A 14,248-nucleotide genomic window follows, 5' to 3' on the forward strand; every position below is an offset into this window, starting at 1 on the left:
CCCGATCGTTTCAGGATCAGGGGCGGCGCTCCTCGACCCCGTCATCGGCGCCGATCAGGGCCAGGTCGGCCAGGTCCAGGAACAGACCATGCTCGACCACGCCGGTGATCAGCTTCAGATCGTCGGCCAGACGGGAGGGATCGTGGATCGCCTTGCAGGCCGCATCATAGATCAGATTGCCGCCGTCGGTGCGGATCAGGCCGCGATCCGCCTGGCGCACACGGGCGGGGTTGGCGATGTCGTGATCGACCAGGACGTCGGCGATGCGGTTGGCCGTGGTCTTGTGGCCGAAGGCGACGACTTCGATGGGCAGGGGGAAGGCCCCCAGCACCGGCACAACCTTGGCCGCGTCGGCGATGACGACACAGCGGGCCGAGGCCTCCCACACCAGTTTCTCGCGCAGCAGGGCCGCGCCGCCGCCCTTGATCAGGGCCAGGCCCGGCCCGACCTCGTCGGCGCCGTCGACGGTCAGGTCGATGCGCGGCGTATCCTCCAGCGTGGACAGCGTCAGACCCAGATCGCGCGCCAGATCGGCGGTCTTCTCCGATGTCGGGACGCAGCGCAGGCCGGGCAGGCCGCGCGCGGCCAGCGCCTTGACGAACCAGGCGGCGGTGGAGCCGGTGCCCAGGCCGACGACCATGCCGGCCTCGACCAGGGCGGCGGCGGCTTCGCCGGCGATCTTCTTCTGATGGTCGCTCATTTCGACGTCTCGTTTTGGGTCTGGGCGGCCTTCGCCGCCTCCTTCCTGGCCCTGGCTTCCACGCGAAAAGCGGCGGCGGCTTCGGGTTTGACGGTCTGGCGGGCGCGACCGAAGGCCAGGGCGTCGGCCGGCACGTCCTCGGTGATGACGGAGCCCGAGGCGATCAGGGCGCCGGCGCCGATTCGGACCGGGGCGACCAGGCTGGAGTTGGAGCCGACGAAGGCGCCGTCCCCGACTTGGGTGCGGGCCTTGTTGAAGCCGTCGTAGTTGCAGAAGATGGTTCCGGCGCCGATGTTGGCGCCCGCGCCGACCGTCCCGTCGCCCAGATAGGCCAGGTGATTGGCCTTGGCGCCCTTGGCCAGCGCGACGTTCTTCACCTCGACGAAGTTGCCGATCTTGACCCCTTCAGCCAGGTCGGCGCCGGGGCGCAGGCGGGCGTAGGGACCGACCTCTGCGCCCGAGCCGACGCGGGCGCCCTCTATATGGCTGAAGCTGCGGATGCGGGCCGCGCCCTCGATCACCGCGCCGGGGCCGAAGACGACGAAGGGTTCGATGACGGTCCCGCCCCCGACCTGGGTGTCCCATGCGAAGTGGACGGTCTCGGGCGCCGTCATGGTCACGCCGGCGGCCAGGAAGGTTTCACGCTGGACCTTCTGGAACAAAGCCTCGGCCTGCGCCAACTCGCCCTGGGCGTTCACGCCCATGACCGAATCCTCGGGCGCGAAGACGGCGCGGGTCGGATGACCGGCCTGGCGGGCCAGGGCGACCACGTCGGTCAGATAGTATTCGCCCTTGCCGTTGTCGTTGCGGACCTGTCCCAACAGCGAGAACAGCAGGGCGGCGGGCGCGGCCATGACGCCGGAGTTGCAGGCGGTGACGGCCAGAACCTCGGGCGAGGCTTCCTTGGCCTCGGTGATGGCCAAAAGGGCGTCCCCCTCCAGGATCAGACGACCGTAGGCGCCGGGATCGCGGGCCTCAAAGCCGATCACGGTCACGCCGTCGGCGTTGAAAACAGGTTCGATGTCGGCAGCCTTCAGCAGAGGGACGTCGCCATAGGTGACGACCACCTCGCCGTCGAAGCCGTTCAGGGCCTGTTCGGCGGCGCGCACGGCGTGGCCGGTGCCCAGCGGCGGGTCCTGGACGGCGATGGCGTCTTCGCCCAGACGCGCGACGACATGGGCGCGGACTTCGGGCGAGTGAACGCCCACGACCACCACGATCCGCTGGCAGCCCAGGGCCTGGGCCGCGTCGATCGCGTGGTCCAGCATGGCCCGGCCGCCGACAGGGTGCAGCACCTTGGGCAGGGGGGACTTCATTCGCGTGCCCTGACCGGCGGCGAGAATGATGGCGGCGCGGGCGCGCGTCTGGCTGGTCATGAATCGTCCCGGAGGCTAGTCGTCTCGCGATCTAGCCCATTCGGCGGGCCAACGGGAGATGGGGATGACGGATCGCGACCTGGAAGGCTGGACCATCGCCTTCGATCTGGACGGCACCCTGGTGGATTCGGCGCCCGACCTGGTCAGCACGCTGAACCGTCTGCTGATCGAGGAGGGATTGCCGACGGTGGCGCCCGAAGCGGCCTCCACCCTGATCGGGTCGGGCGCGCGGGCCTTGCTGGTCCATGGCTTCGAGGCGGCGGGGGCGGACGTGGAGCGGGCGCAGTCCGACGAACTGTTCGAGCGGTTCCTGGCCGACTACACGGCCCATATCGCCGACGGCACGCGGCCGTTCGAAGGCGTGGCCGAGACGCTGGACCGGCTGAAGGCGCGCGGCGCGCGTCTGGTCGTGGCGACCAACAAGCGGTCGGACCTGTCGGAACTGCTGCTGCGGAAGCTGGATCTGATCGACCGATTCGAGGCCGTGGTCGGACCCGACAGAGTCAGCGCGCGCAAACCCTCGGGCGCGCATCTGAAGGAGGCGGTGACGAAGGCCGGCGGCGATCCCGCTCTGGCGATCATGGTCGGCGACGCGGCCCCGGATGCGCTGGCGGCGCGCGATGCGGGCATCCCCTGTATCCTGACCACCTTCGGCTATACGCCGACGCCGGTGGAGACGCTGGACGGCGACGTGCTGATCGACCATTTCGAGGATGTGGAAGAGGCGATCGATGGGCTCTTGGCCGATCACTACGTTGCGCGCGCACTGAAATTCTAACGGTCGGACGAGAAAAAGTCGTCACGAACCGTCGCCAAGGCGATTGCGGTTCGGTCGGGCGCTAGACAGATAGGCGGCCCTAGCCGAAGGTCCGCCCATGCTCGTCCGCTTCTTCAAGATTCCGCTCTGGCAGCGCACCGCCGCCGGCTTCGCCCTGGGCATCCTGGCTGGTCTGATCCTGCGCGAGCGGGCCGAGACCTGGCTGCAGCCGATCGGGGATGTCTATCTGAACCTGATCCGCATGGTGGTCGCGCCCCTGGTGCTGTTCACCATCGCCAGCTCCATCGCCAAGCTGGGCGAGGGAGCGGGGGCGGTGCGGCTGGGCGTTCGCACCATCGTCTGGTTCGCCATCACCTCGCTGCTGGCCGTGCTGGTCGGCTTCGCCTTCGGACACCTGATCAATCCAGGCGTCGGTCTGTCGAACCTGCCGCTGGGCGAGGTGAAGGAGCGGATCATCCCGACGCCTTTGGAGGTGCTGATCGGCGTGGTGCCGGTCAATCCGTTCGCCTCCCTGGCCGAGGGCAAGGTTCTGCAGATCATCTTCTTCTCGGCCCTGGTGGGCGCCGCGCTGGTCGCCCTGGGCGACCGGGCGCAGGGGGTGCGGCGCATGGTGGACGAGGGTGCGGCCGTCGTCTTCCGCATCACCCGCTGGGTGATCCAGCTGACCCCCATCGGGGTGTTCGGCCTGATCGGCTCGGTCGTCGGCGGCTATGGCTGGGAGGCGCTGCTGCCGCTGCTGAAGTTCATCCTGGCCATCTATGCGGCCTGCCTGTTCCACATTCTGGTGGTCTATTCGGGCCTGCTGAAGCTGCACGGGTTGAAGGTCGTCAGCTTCTTCCGCGGCGCCTTCGCGGCCCAGCAGACGGCCTTCGCGACCTCTTCGTCGCTGGGGACGCTGCCGATCACCCTGCGTCAGACGGTCGAGCGTCTGGGCGTGCCCCAGGCCTATGCCGCCTTCGCCGTGCCTCTGGGGGCCAATGTGAAGATGGACGGCTGCGGCGCAATCTATCCGGCCATCGCCTCGATCTTCATCGCCCAGTATTTCAAGATCGACCTCAGCCTGACGCAGTATGTGCTGATCGGCCTGACCGCCGTTCTTGGGTCGCTAGGCACGGCCGGGGTGCCGGGCACCAGCATCGTCATGCTGACCCTGACCCTGTCCACGGCCGGCCTGCCGCTGGAAGGCATCGGCTATATCGTCGCCATCGACCGGATCATCGACATGATGCGCACGGCGACGAACGTGACCGGCCAGATGGTCGTGCCCGTCCTGGTCGCCAAGGAAGAGGGCATCCTGAACCAGGACGTCTATGACGGTCACGTCGCCTGGCTGCCCGGCGATCCCGAGGCGCAAACCACCGACGGGGTCCGCGCCGCCGGAATCTGAAACGGACGCTTGCGCCGCGCGGTCGACCGGGCTATGTCGCCGCCTCCGCAAGGCATGGATGCGTAGCTCAGCGGGAGAGCACCTCGTTCACACCGAGGGGGTCACAGGTTCAATCCCTGTCGCATCCACCATCCTTCCCCCCTTCAGATCAGACCGACGGGAAGCGAATGCCGCAAGTCAACGACACTGTTCACATCCGTTTTTCGCTCAGGGGACTGTCAGGGGACGGGGGCGGGCCGTTCTGGCAGACCAATGCGACCATCGCCTCGGTCGCTCAGGGCGTCGTGCTGCTGGATGGACTGGACCGGCAGGTTCCGGCCTCGGTCACGGAGCTGAAGCGGGCCGGGGCGAACCGCTGGACCCTGGACTGGGAAGTCCGCACCCGGCCGTAAGGCGATCAGATCCCTGCGTCGTCTTGCCCCGGCGGGACGTTGACGCCTCTGGATTTCAGATAGGTCTTGATGTTGCGGGCGGCCTGGCGGATGCGCTGCTCATTCTCGACCAGGGCGATGCGGACGAAGCCTTCGCCGTTCTCGCCGTAACCGACGCCGGCGGCGACCGCGACCTTGGCGTGGGTCAGAAGCTGTTTGGAGAACTCCAGGCTGCCCAGGTGCGCCAGGGCCGGGGGCAGGGGCGCCCAGGCGAACATGGAGGCGGCGGGCTTGGGAATCTCCCATCCCGCGCGGGCGAAGCTGTCGACCAGGACGTCGCGACGGCGGTGATAGAGTTCGCGGTTCTGGTCCACGATGTCCTGCGGCCCGTTCAGCGCCGCGCAGGCGGCCGCCTGGATGGGGGTGAAGGCGCCGTAGTCCAGATAGGACTTCACCCGCGCCATGGCGGCGATCAGCGTCTTGTTGCCGACGGCGAAACCGATGCGCCAGCCGGCCATGCTGTAGGTCTTGCTGAGGGAGGTGAACTCCACCGCCACGTCCTTGGCGCCGGGGACCTGCAGGATCGAGACCGTCGGCTTGCCGTCGTAGTACAGCTCCGAATAGGCCAGGTCGCTGATGATCCACAGGTCGTTGGCCTTGGCGAAGGCGACGACGCGCTCATAGAAGGCCAGGTCCACCGTCTCCGCCGTCGGATTGGACGGATAGTTCATGACCAGCGCCTTGGGCCGCGGCACGGTGTAGGCCATGGCCCGCTCCAGCGCCTCGAAATAGCGCTCGTCCGGAGTGGTCGGCACGCTGCGGATGGCCGCGCCAGCGATGATGAAGCCGAAGGTGTGGATCGGATAGGATGGGTTGGGCGCCAGGATCACGTCGCCGGGTTCGGTTATGGCGGTGGCCAGGCTGGCCAGACCCTCCTTGGAGCCCATGGTGACGATCACCTCGGTCTCGGGGTCCAGGTCGACACCGAAGCGGCGGCCGTAATAGTTGGCCTGGGCGCGGCGCAGGCCGGGAATGCCCTTGGACTGGGAATAGCCGTGGGCGTCCGGTTTCTGGGCCACTTCCACCAGTTTGGCGATGACGTGCGGCGGCGGCGGCAGGTCGGGATTGCCCATGCCCAGGTCGATGACGTCCTCTCCGGCCGAACGGGCTGCGGCGCGCATGGCGTTGACCTCCGCGATCACATACGGGGGCAGGCGCTTCATGCGGTAGAATTCTTGGGACATCGGGCTTTGCAAACGATGGGGGGAAGGCGGAAACCCACCTTACGATACAAAAACAGGACGCGGATCAAGCGCGATAAGGCCGAAACGTGTGGGCGCCGGTCAGAATACCGTCGGGCCTGCAAGATTTTGGCTTTCGGAACGCCGGTCCGGGGGGGCGCCGCGACCTGTTGTCCGCGCGCTGAACCGCCCGGTCGCACGGGCGTTTGACGGCCATGCATCTATTCGCCAACATCCTGATAGCCCTGCACCGCCTGACCAAATATCTGACCCGCAAGGAGCGGTTGCTGTAGTCGCCGCCTGCGGCAGGAAAGGCGCCGTTCATCGACGAAGCGGCGCGTCGAGGCGAAATCTCGCCGGACTTGCGTTGTTTGACGGGCCTGGACGCTCTATTCTTGCCAGATGACACGCTGGACCCCCGAAAGCTGGAGAACCAAGACCGCCCTGCACATGCCGGCGGACTACCCCGACGCGCAGGCTCTGATCGCCGTCGAGGACGAACTGCGCGCCCTGCCGCCGCTCGTCTTCGCCGGAGAGGCGCGGCATCTGACCTCGAAGCTGGCCCAGGTGGAGCGGGGCGAGGCCTTCCTGTTGCAGGGCGGCGACTGCGCCGAGAGCTTCAAGGAGTTTTCGACCGACAACATCCGCGACACCTTCCGCCTGATCCTGCAAATGGCGGTGGTCCTGACCTTTGCGGGCCGCAAGCCGGTCGTGAAGGTGGGGCGCATCGCCGGCCAGTTCGCCAAGCCGCGCTCGTCCCCGCTGGAAGAGATCGACGGCGTCGAACTGCCCAGCTATCGCGGCGACATCATCAACGGCATGGGATTCACGCCGGACGAGCGCACGCCCGATCCGCAGCGGCTGATCCGCGCCTATAACCAGTCGGCCTCGACCCTGAATCTGCTGCGGGCCTTCGCCGGCGGCGGCTACGCGGACCTGTACAACATCCATCGCTGGACCCTGGGCTTTGCGGGGGACAATGCGGCCGGCGCCCAGTACCGCGAACTGGCGGACAAGATCACCGAGGCCCTGGCCTTCATGGAGGCTGTGGGCGTCACGCCCGAGACCCACCCGGACCTGAGCCGCGTCGAGGTCTTCACCAGCCACGAGGCCCTGCTGCTGAACGTCGAAAGCGCCCTGACGCGCCTGGACGGCGGTTCCGGCGACTGGTTCGACACCTCGGCCCATATGTTGTGGATCGGCGAGCGCACCCGCCAGCTGGACGGCGCCCACGTCGAATTCATGAAGGGAATCAAGAATCCCATCGGCGTGAAGTGCGGACCGACCATGACGGCCGACGATCTGCTGCCGCTGATCGACGCGTTGAACCCGGACAATGTCTCGGGCCGTTTGACCCTGATCGGTCGCTTCGGTCACGACAAGGTTGGCGAGCGCCTGCCCAAGCTGATGCGCGAGGTGAAGGCGTCGGGCCGCAAGGTCGTCTGGTCGATCGACCCGATGCACGGCAATACGCTGAAGGCCGGCAACGGCTACAAGACCCGGCCGTTCGACCGGATCTTGAGCGAGGTCCGCACCTTCATCGACGTGGCGGAGGCGGAAGGGGTTCACCCCGGCGGCGTCCACCTGGAGATGACCGGCCAGAACGTCACCGAATGCATCGGCGGGGCCCAGGCCGTGACTGAGGACGACCTGTCCAACCGTTATCATACCCACTGCGACCCGCGCCTGAACGCCGACCAGGCGCTGGAGCTGGCCTTCCTGGTCGCCGAGCGGCTGAAGGCCGGGCGGATCAGCCGCTCGGAAGCGGCCTAGTTCGGGTCTGAAGAACGGGGCGGGCGCGATCCCGTCCCGACGCCTAAAATGGGGGCCAATCCCGCCACGGTGAAGCCATCGACGCCTCGCCAAGTCGGGTGAGGCTTCGAGAGAGCATCATGACGGCAGCGGCCCACATCGACGAACAACCCGGCCGGGTGGCCTATCAGGGCGCGCCCGGATCGTTCAGTCACGAGGCCTGCCTGGCCCTGCGGCCCTGGGACGTGCCTGTGGCCTTCGAAAGCTTCGCCGAGGCGCTGGAGGCGATCCGGATCGGCGACTGCGGCTGCGCCTTGATCCCGGTCGAGAACTCCACCATCGGGGTGGTGGAGCCCGCCGCCAGCCTGGTGCGGCAGATGGGACTGACGCCGGCCGCCGAGGTCTGGCGGCCTATCCGCCATGCCCTGATGGGGGTCGTCGGGGCGCGCCTGTCGGACATCCGCACGGTCGAAAGCCACCCCATCGCCCTGGCCCAGTGCCGGCGCAATCTGAGCGGTCTGGCCGTTCAGGTGGTCGAACATTTCGACACCGCCGGCGCAGCGCGCGACGTGGCCGAGGCGGGCGATCCGACGCGGGCGGCCATCGCCCCGGTCGGCGCGGCCGAGGTCTATGGTCTGTCGATCCTGCGCAACGATTTGCAGGATTCCGGCGACAACCAGACACGGTTCGTCCTTTTGACGGCCGCCGAGGGTTGACGGCGCAAGGTCTTTGCGTCCTTAAGAGGTCCACGGATCGCCGACGATCCGCATAACCGGACCAGGACCCATGTCCCGCCAGCGCGTTCTTTCTGTTTCCCTCGACCGTTCGCGCGCGGTTGCCGGCTATTATTTCGGCTACGGCTTTTACGGCTTTCGATACGCCGGCTGAGGTGTCGGGCGCACTCCGTCCCTGACCGTCTCGCCGGCGACCGCCCTGGAACAGGGCGGCTGTCCGCATTCGCACATCGAAATTTCTCCATGCCGAAAGACCGAACCCATGTCCAAATCCAATCTGCAGCAAGTGTGGCCCGACGTGGCTGAGCCGACCCCCGAGCAACAGGCCCTGGCGGCTCTGCGCGCCGAGATCGACAGCCTGGACGATCAGATCCTGAAGCTGTTCGAACAACGTCTGGCCGTCGCCGCGACCGTCGGCCGTGCCAAGGACGCCCCCAGCGGGCCCCACACCAAGCTGCGTCCCGACCGCGAACAGACCGTGCTGTCGCGCATGCTGTCGAAATGCCAACCCGAAAACGCCGAGGCGGTCGAGCATCTGTGGCGCGAGATCGTCGGCTGGGGTCTGGCGCGCCAGGGCCGGCTTCAGGTCCAGGTCTGGGCGCCGATCGAGCCGACCCGCGCCTATGACGGCGCTCGCCTGCGCTTCGGCGCGGCCGCCGACATCAAGATGGTGCGCGATCCGCAGAAGGCCCTGGCCTTCGCGGCGGAAGGCCACGGCGTCGCCGTCCTGGCGATCAACACCGAGGACGCCTGGTGGATGGGTCTGCGCCGCGAGTGGTCGATGTTGAGCGTCTTCGACGGTTACGGCGGCGAGACGCCGACGTCTTTGGCCGTGGGCAAGATCGATCCGCCGGCCCTGCCCAAGGGTCGCCGCGTGGTCGTCACCGCCGGCGGTGATGCGGGCGACGGCGGCGGCGCGCGGCGCTGGGGTCTGAACACCCACCACGGCTGGACCATCGCCCTGACCGACGCCGACCTGGCGCCGGGCGAGGCCGAGGGCTGCGTCGGCGCCATCGGCTGATCGGCCGTTCATTACGACCAGACGGGCCGCATCCGGGAACGGGTGCGGCCTTTCGGTCGTTCAGGGCCGAGTGTTAAGAGATTAACCCTGTGGCTTAAGCCTGTTGGTGAACCAGGTTTCAAAGTCTGCGCCTTAAGGACAAGGCCATGACGCCCGCAGAAGCGACCCGTCCTGTCTTGATCCTCGTCGCCCTCAGCCTGGTTGGTTGCGGCGCTGTGGACGCCGATCCGCATCGTTTCCGCGCCCTGGGCGATCAGGTCGCGGCCCTGGATGTGCCGCTGCAGGCGCCGGGCCAGGGCGATCGGGTCCCCGATCCATCCATCAAGGCGCAGGAGGCTGGCTTGCGCCCGGCGTTCTCGCCTGTGAGGGTCTCGGTGATGAGCCCGCTGGAGATGTGGGACGCCCGCGACGCCCAGGCCCAGGGTCTGCGCGACGCTCTGAAGCCCATGGCGGCGGCGATGCGGCCGCAGAGCGCGCCGGAGCCAAAGCCGATCCCTGTCGTCGAGACTGCATCCGTCGAACATCCTCGACCCGCGCTGCGCCCGACCGCCCTCCATGCCGAGGGCCGCACCATCCAACTGGGCGCCTATTCCACCGAGGCCGGCGCCCGCGAGGCTTGGCGCCGTCTGAAAGCCGGCGCCGATCTGGGCCAGGTGTCGCCCGTCTATGAAACCGTGCGGGTCGAGGGGCGGGCTCTGACGCGGCTGAAAGTCGGGCCGATCCCGGCGAACCAGGCCGCCGACCTTTGCCGCGCCGCCCAGGTGTCGGATTCGTGGTGCCGCCGCGCGCAATGAAGTCCACAGCCATCCGTTAACACTGCGTTGACGTTTGGCGCGATCCGCCCGACTCTGGGGCTCGAAGGCCGCGCATCAGTTCTGAGTCGCGTCGGCCGCCTTTAGAGGTCGCCTCAATGACGCAGCCGCATGTGATCGTCCTCGGCAACGAAAAGGGCGGGGCGGGCAAGTCCACCCTTGCCATCCACATCGTCACCGGTCTGCTGCACGCGGGCCGCAGCGTGGCGATCATCGACCTGGACCTGCGCCAGCGGTCGATGCAGCGTTTCTTCCTGAACCGTCAGGCTTGGCTGGCGGCCAACGCCCACGCCCTTCCGCAGCCGATGATTCCCGACATGGGCGACGGCAAGGCCCTGGCCAAGCTGGACGCCGCCGAGCAGGTCGCCGCCTTCGCGCGCGCCTTCGACGAGGCCGTGGCGGCCGGGGTGGACTGCATCCTGATCGACACCCCCGGCGGCGACACGGCCGCGTCCAACGCCGCCCATGCCCGCGCCGACCAGATAGTGACGCCGATGAATGACAGCTTCGTCGACTTCGACCTGCTGGGCGAGGTGGATCCGGTGTCGCTGGAGCTGTTGAAACCCTCCATCTATTCCGAGAGCGTCTGGGAGGCGCGCAAGCAGCGGGCCATCGCCCAAGGCCGCCACGCGACCATCGACTGGCTGGTCGTGACCAATCGCCTGGCCGTGGCCGAGGCCCGCAACCGCAAGCGTCTGGAAGAGCGGATGAGCAAGCTGGCCAAGCGGGTCGGTTTCCGCGTCGGGCCCGGCCTGCGCGACCGGGTCATCTATCGCGAGCTGTTTCCCTTCGGCCTGACGGTCGCGGACCTGTCCAACGAGGTGCGGCCGGTCGCGGTGTCCCTGGCCCACGTCGCCGCCCGCCAGGAAATGCGCAATCTGATGCTGGCCATGGGGCTGGAGCAGGTGCTGAACCCTTTGGACGTCGCGGCCTGACGGTCGACTGATCGATGGGATTGATCGGCCTGGCCTTGGCGGCGATCGCCGTCTGGGCCCTGGTTCGGCTGGGACGCCAGACCGAGCGTCGCGGTCGCGGTCATTGGCGGGTCACGGCGACGCTGGTGGGATCGGTCCTGCTGGCCGGCGGCGTCCTGGCGGCGTTTCGTGGGGCGTGGCTGATCGCTGTGGGCCTGACCGGGGCGGGGCTCTATGTGGCCTGGGCCTCGCGCACGCGCACCCTGCCCAAGACGGAGCCGATCACCGAGGCCGAGGCGCGTGCCGTCCTGGGCGTCGGCTCAACGGCCACGGAGGCCGAAATCCGCGCCGCCTGGAAACGCGCCATGGCCCGCGCCCATCCCGATCAGGGCGGGACTGAAGGCCTGGCGATCCGCGTCAACGCCGCGCGCGACCGATTGCTAGGCCGCCGCTGAACTCCACATAAAATCCGGGTAATATTGACGGGCGGAGGACGGGGCGTTAGGTCGGCGGCATGATCCCGAACCCTGACATGGACTGCGCCGTCTTCGCCGGCGACCGACTGATCGCTCGGGGCGCGCCGCGCGCCGTCCTGCCGGCGATGAAGGCGGCCAGCGAGGCGGGGGAGGCTGTCCTGGCCTTCGATCTGGCGACCGGCCGCACGGTGGAGTTCGACCTGCGCGGCGACTTGGAGACGGCGTTGGGGCGTTTGCCGCAAGTCCTGCCTGAGGCGAAGAAGGGACCGGGTCGGCCGAAGCTGGGGGTCACGGCGCGGGAGGTGACGCTGCTGCCCCGGCACTGGGACTGGCTGTCCAGCCAGCCCGGCGGCGCCTCTGCCACGCTGCGCAAGATGGTCGAGACCGCCCTGCGCGAAGCCGAAGGGCCGGACCGCATCCGCCATGCGCGCGAGGCGGCCTATCGCTTCATAACGGCGATGGCGGGCGACTTACCGAATTATGAAGAGGCGACACGAATGCTGTTCGCCGGCGACCGGACGGCGTTCGAAGCTGCGGTGAAGGACTGGCCTGAAGGGGTGCGCGACACTGCTTTGGGGATGGCCGAGCTCAGCGGGCGGAACGCGCATGGGCGTTGATCGATCCGCATTTGGCTGGGGGAGGGCGGCGTGGTCAATCTCATCGATGCTTCGACGGCGGAGTTGCTTCGACTGCATGGCGCCATCCTTACTGAACTTCGCAGGCGCGAGGTCGTGCGGAGCGCGAATGGACCTGCCGGCGACTACGCCGAACTTCTCTTCTCGAAAGCTTTCGATTGGCGTTTGGAAGGAGGATCGACGTCAGGTCATGACGCTGTGGATTTGGAGGGCATTCGATATCAGGTTAAGTGCCGTCGTCTAACGCCACAGAACAAGTCGCGTCAGCTCAGCTTTATCCGGAACCTGCCAGATCGACCTTTCGACGTTCTGGCAGGCGTGCTTTTCGACGAACACTTCTGTGTTCAAAGAGCCGCTCTGGTTCCCGTGGAACTGGTTCAGTCTCACGCCAGCTATGTGGCCCACGTCAACGCTTGGCGACTGCTCTTGCGAGATGTCGTTTGGACGTGGCCGGGCGTTCGTGATGTAACGGCCGAACTTCGTGCGGCCGAGGCGGCCCTCTAACCTTACCCCACCTTCACCCGCGTCGCCGCTTCGGGGAGGTCCTCGCCGAAGGCGCGTTGGTAGAACTCGGCGATGGTGGGGCGTTCCAGTTCGTCGCACTTGTTCAGGAAGGTCAGGCGGAAGCTGAGCGCCACGTCGCCGCCGAAGATGATGGCGTTCTGGGCCCAGGTGATGACGGTGCGAGGCGACATGACGGTGGAGATGTCGCCGTTCATGAAGGCGTTCCTGGTCATGTCGGCGACACGAACCATGGCGGCGATGCGGCGGCGGCCCTCGGCGTCCGACCATTCGGGGACCTTGGCGGCGACGATCTGGGCCTCCACGTCGTGGTCGAGATAGTTGAGGGTCGTGACGATGTTCCAGCGGTCCAGCTGGGCCTGATTGATCTGTTGCGCGCCGTGATACAGGCCCGTGGTGTCGCCCAGGCCGATGGTGTTGGTGGTGGCGAACAGGCGGAACCAGCGGTTCGGGCGGATCACGCGGTTCTGGTCCAGCAGGGTCAGACGCCCTTGCGCCTCCAGCACGCGCTGGATGACGAACATCACGTCCGGGCGGCCGGCGTCGTATTCGTCGAACACCAGGGCGACGGGGCGTTGCAGCGACCAGGGCAGGATGCCCTCGCGGAACTCGGTGATCTGCTTGCCATCCTTCAGGACGATGGCGTCCTTGCCGATCAGGTCGATGCGACTGACGTGGCTGTCCAGATTGACGCGCACCAGGGGCCAGTTCAGGCGGGCGGCGACCTGTTCGATATGGGTCGACTTGCCGGTGCCGTGATAGCCCTGGACCATGACGCGGCGGTCGAAGGCGAACCCGGCGCAGATGGCGAGGGTCGTCTGCGGATCGAAACGATAGGCCGCGTCGATCTCGGGCACATGGCTGTCGCGCTCGGCGAAGGCCGGAACGGTCATGTCGCTGTCGACGCCGAACGCCTCGCGCAGGGTCACGCGCCGCGCGGGTTCCAAGGTTATCAGCGGGTCGGGGGAGGCGTCGAGCGGGGAGGTCATGGCCTTCCTCTAGAGGGGCCGCGCGCGCGGCTCAACACGCGCGCGGGCCTTTGGTCGCCTTATTTCGCGCTGAGACGCACATCCACGTTGCCGCGTGTGGCGTTGGAGTAGGGGCAGACCTGGTGGGCCTTTTCGATCAGGTCGTCGATCACCGCCTGGTCCAGGCCGTGGTCGGTGACGGTCAGATCGACGTCCAGGTTGAAGCCTTCGCCCTTGGTGTTCTTGCCGAAGCCGACGCCGGCAGTGACCTTGGTGTCGGGGCTGACCGGCGTGCCGGCCTTGCCGCTGACCAGACGCAGGGCGCCCAGATAACAGGCCGCATACCCTGTGGCGAACAGCTGTTCCGGGTTGGTGCCGTCGCCGCCCTTGCCGCCCATCTCCTTGGGCGTGGACAGTGTTACATCGATTTTTCCGTCGTCGGTGGCGGAACGGCCGTCTTCGCGGCCTCCGCCCGAGGCGGTGGACTGGGCGCGGTACAGGACTTCCATGATGGCTCCTTAGAGGTTGGAAGATCAGAGATGGGCGTTGAACGGCGAAGGC

At 67.5% G+C, this 14,248-nt stretch carries 16 protein-coding genes and 1 tRNA gene; 12 read left to right on the top strand and 5 right to left on the bottom strand.

The annotated features are described in order from the left end of the window. Positions 1 to 16 precede the first annotated feature (16 nt). Together rpiA and glmU are read right to left on the bottom strand one after the other, a co-directional pair. Complete coding sequence (gene rpiA / locus QE389_RS01770) at positions 17 to 700, bottom strand: ribose-5-phosphate isomerase RpiA (protein ID WP_307364067.1); 684 nt, start codon at positions 698 to 700, stop codon at positions 17 to 19. Beyond that, positions 697 to 2,076, bottom strand: coding sequence for a bifunctional UDP-N-acetylglucosamine diphosphorylase/glucosamine-1-phosphate N-acetyltransferase GlmU (gene glmU, locus QE389_RS01775; RefSeq protein ID WP_307364069.1), 1,380 nt, complete (start codon positions 2,074 to 2,076; stop codon positions 697 to 699). The genes rpiA and glmU overlap by 4 nt, the downstream gene beginning before the upstream one ends. A gap of 58 nt (positions 2,077 to 2,134) precedes the next feature. Here glmU and QE389_RS01780 point away from each other — a divergent pair, with 58 nt between their 5' ends. The 4 genes from QE389_RS01780 (at position 2,135) to QE389_RS01795 (ending at position 4,633) form a co-directional block, all read left to right on the top strand. After that, positions 2,135 to 2,854 (top strand): HAD-IA family hydrolase, encoded by a 720-nt coding sequence (locus tag QE389_RS01780; RefSeq protein WP_373458282.1) that lies wholly within the window; start codon positions 2,135 to 2,137, stop codon positions 2,852 to 2,854. Between the two features lie 97 nt (positions 2,855 to 2,951). After that, positions 2,952 to 4,241 (top strand): dicarboxylate/amino acid:cation symporter, encoded by a 1,290-nt coding sequence (locus tag QE389_RS01785; RefSeq protein WP_307364073.1) that lies wholly within the window; start codon positions 2,952 to 2,954, stop codon positions 4,239 to 4,241. 56 nt (positions 4,242 to 4,297) lie between these two features. Further along, positions 4,298 to 4,372 (top strand) — tRNA-Val (locus QE389_RS01790). A 36-nt stretch (positions 4,373 to 4,408) separates the two neighbouring features. Beyond that, the gene (locus QE389_RS01795; protein ID WP_307364075.1) at positions 4,409 to 4,633 is read left to right on the top strand and encodes a hypothetical protein; all 225 of its coding nucleotides are present in this window, start codon (positions 4,409 to 4,411) and stop codon (positions 4,631 to 4,633) included. A gap of 5 nt (positions 4,634 to 4,638) precedes the next feature. On the opposite strand, the gene QE389_RS01800 is transcribed toward QE389_RS01795, so the two are convergent. Continuing rightward, positions 4,639 to 5,856, bottom strand: a complete 1,218-nt coding sequence (locus tag QE389_RS01800) for an LL-diaminopimelate aminotransferase (protein WP_307364077.1) — start codon at positions 5,854 to 5,856, stop codon at positions 4,639 to 4,641. Between the two features lie 399 nt (positions 5,857 to 6,255). On the opposite strand from QE389_RS01800, the gene QE389_RS01805 reads away from it, so the two are divergent. The 8 genes from QE389_RS01805 to QE389_RS01840 all read left to right on the top strand — a co-directional run bounded on the left by QE389_RS01805 (position 6,256) and on the right by QE389_RS01840 (position 12,701). Then, entirely contained in the window at positions 6,256 to 7,626 is a 1,371-nt protein-coding gene (locus QE389_RS01805) for a class II 3-deoxy-7-phosphoheptulonate synthase (RefSeq protein ID WP_307364079.1), read from the top strand. Between the two features lie 119 nt (positions 7,627 to 7,745). Then, on the top strand, positions 7,746 to 8,321 hold the full coding sequence (locus tag QE389_RS01810; protein WP_307364081.1) for a prephenate dehydratase domain-containing protein: 576 nt from the start codon (positions 7,746 to 7,748) through the stop codon (positions 8,319 to 8,321). A gap of 280 nt (positions 8,322 to 8,601) precedes the next feature. After that, positions 8,602 to 9,360: a chorismate mutase gene (locus QE389_RS01815; RefSeq protein WP_307364082.1), complete on the top strand. Its 759-nt coding sequence runs from the start codon at positions 8,602 to 8,604 to the stop codon at positions 9,358 to 9,360. A 146-nt stretch (positions 9,361 to 9,506) separates the two neighbouring features. Beyond that, entirely contained in the window at positions 9,507 to 10,154 is a 648-nt protein-coding gene (locus QE389_RS01820; protein ID WP_307364085.1) for an SPOR domain-containing protein, read from the top strand. A gap of 116 nt (positions 10,155 to 10,270) precedes the next feature. After that, positions 10,271 to 11,107, top strand: coding sequence for a division plane positioning ATPase MipZ (locus QE389_RS01825; RefSeq protein ID WP_307364088.1), 837 nt, complete (start codon positions 10,271 to 10,273; stop codon positions 11,105 to 11,107). Positions 11,108 to 11,121: 14 nt separating this feature from the next. Beyond that, a complete protein-coding gene (locus QE389_RS01830) occupies positions 11,122 to 11,541 on the top strand; it encodes a molecular chaperone DnaJ (protein WP_307364090.1) in 420 nt (139 codons plus the stop codon). 59 nt (positions 11,542 to 11,600) lie between these two features. Next, the gene (locus QE389_RS01835; protein WP_307364092.1) at positions 11,601 to 12,179 is read left to right on the top strand and encodes a DUF2239 family protein; all 579 of its coding nucleotides are present in this window, start codon (positions 11,601 to 11,603) and stop codon (positions 12,177 to 12,179) included. A 30-nt stretch (positions 12,180 to 12,209) separates the two neighbouring features. Next, complete coding sequence (locus QE389_RS01840) at positions 12,210 to 12,701, top strand: hypothetical protein (RefSeq protein ID WP_307364094.1); 492 nt, start codon at positions 12,210 to 12,212, stop codon at positions 12,699 to 12,701. 2 nt (positions 12,702 to 12,703) lie between these two features. Here QE389_RS01840 and cobS read toward each other — a convergent pair whose 3' ends face one another. Together cobS and QE389_RS01850 are read right to left on the bottom strand one after the other, a co-directional pair. Next, positions 12,704 to 13,708, bottom strand: coding sequence for a cobaltochelatase subunit CobS (cobS, locus tag QE389_RS01845; protein WP_307364097.1), 1,005 nt, complete (start codon positions 13,706 to 13,708; stop codon positions 12,704 to 12,706). Between the two features lie 59 nt (positions 13,709 to 13,767). Next, positions 13,768 to 14,196, bottom strand: a complete 429-nt coding sequence (locus QE389_RS01850) for an organic hydroperoxide resistance protein (protein ID WP_307364099.1) — start codon at positions 14,194 to 14,196, stop codon at positions 13,768 to 13,770. Positions 14,197 to 14,248 lie beyond the last annotated feature (52 nt).

The organism is Brevundimonas sp. SORGH_AS_0993, assembly GCF_030818545.1.
GTDB lineage: Bacteria > Pseudomonadota > Alphaproteobacteria > Caulobacterales > Caulobacteraceae > Brevundimonas.

Coding starts and splice junctions, on each gene's coding strand:
- rpiA (WP_307364067.1), bottom strand. CDS start 700: ATGAGCGACCATCAGAAGAAGATCGCCGGCGAAGCCGCCGCCGCCCTG.
- glmU (WP_307364069.1), bottom strand. CDS start 2,076: ATGACCAGCCAGACGCGCGCCCGCGCCGCCATCATTCTCGCCGCCGGT.
- QE389_RS01780 (WP_373458282.1), top strand. CDS start 2,135: ATGGGGATGACGGATCGCGACCTGGAAGGCTGGACCATCGCCTTCGAT.
- QE389_RS01785 (WP_307364073.1), top strand. CDS start 2,952: ATGCTCGTCCGCTTCTTCAAGATTCCGCTCTGGCAGCGCACCGCCGCC.
- QE389_RS01795 (WP_307364075.1), top strand. CDS start 4,409: ATGCCGCAAGTCAACGACACTGTTCACATCCGTTTTTCGCTCAGGGGA.
- QE389_RS01800 (WP_307364077.1), bottom strand. CDS start 5,856: ATGTCCCAAGAATTCTACCGCATGAAGCGCCTGCCCCCGTATGTGATC.
- QE389_RS01805 (WP_307364079.1), top strand. CDS start 6,256: ATGACACGCTGGACCCCCGAAAGCTGGAGAACCAAGACCGCCCTGCAC.
- QE389_RS01810 (WP_307364081.1), top strand. CDS start 7,746: ATGACGGCAGCGGCCCACATCGACGAACAACCCGGCCGGGTGGCCTAT.
- QE389_RS01815 (WP_307364082.1), top strand. CDS start 8,602: ATGTCCAAATCCAATCTGCAGCAAGTGTGGCCCGACGTGGCTGAGCCG.
- QE389_RS01820 (WP_307364085.1), top strand. CDS start 9,507: ATGACGCCCGCAGAAGCGACCCGTCCTGTCTTGATCCTCGTCGCCCTC.
- QE389_RS01825 (WP_307364088.1), top strand. CDS start 10,271: ATGACGCAGCCGCATGTGATCGTCCTCGGCAACGAAAAGGGCGGGGCG.
- QE389_RS01830 (WP_307364090.1), top strand. CDS start 11,122: ATGGGATTGATCGGCCTGGCCTTGGCGGCGATCGCCGTCTGGGCCCTG.
- QE389_RS01835 (WP_307364092.1), top strand. CDS start 11,601: ATGATCCCGAACCCTGACATGGACTGCGCCGTCTTCGCCGGCGACCGA.
- cobS (WP_307364097.1), bottom strand. CDS start 13,708: ATGACCTCCCCGCTCGACGCCTCCCCCGACCCGCTGATAACCTTGGAA.
- QE389_RS01850 (WP_307364099.1), bottom strand. CDS start 14,196: ATGGAAGTCCTGTACCGCGCCCAGTCCACCGCCTCGGGCGGAGGCCGC.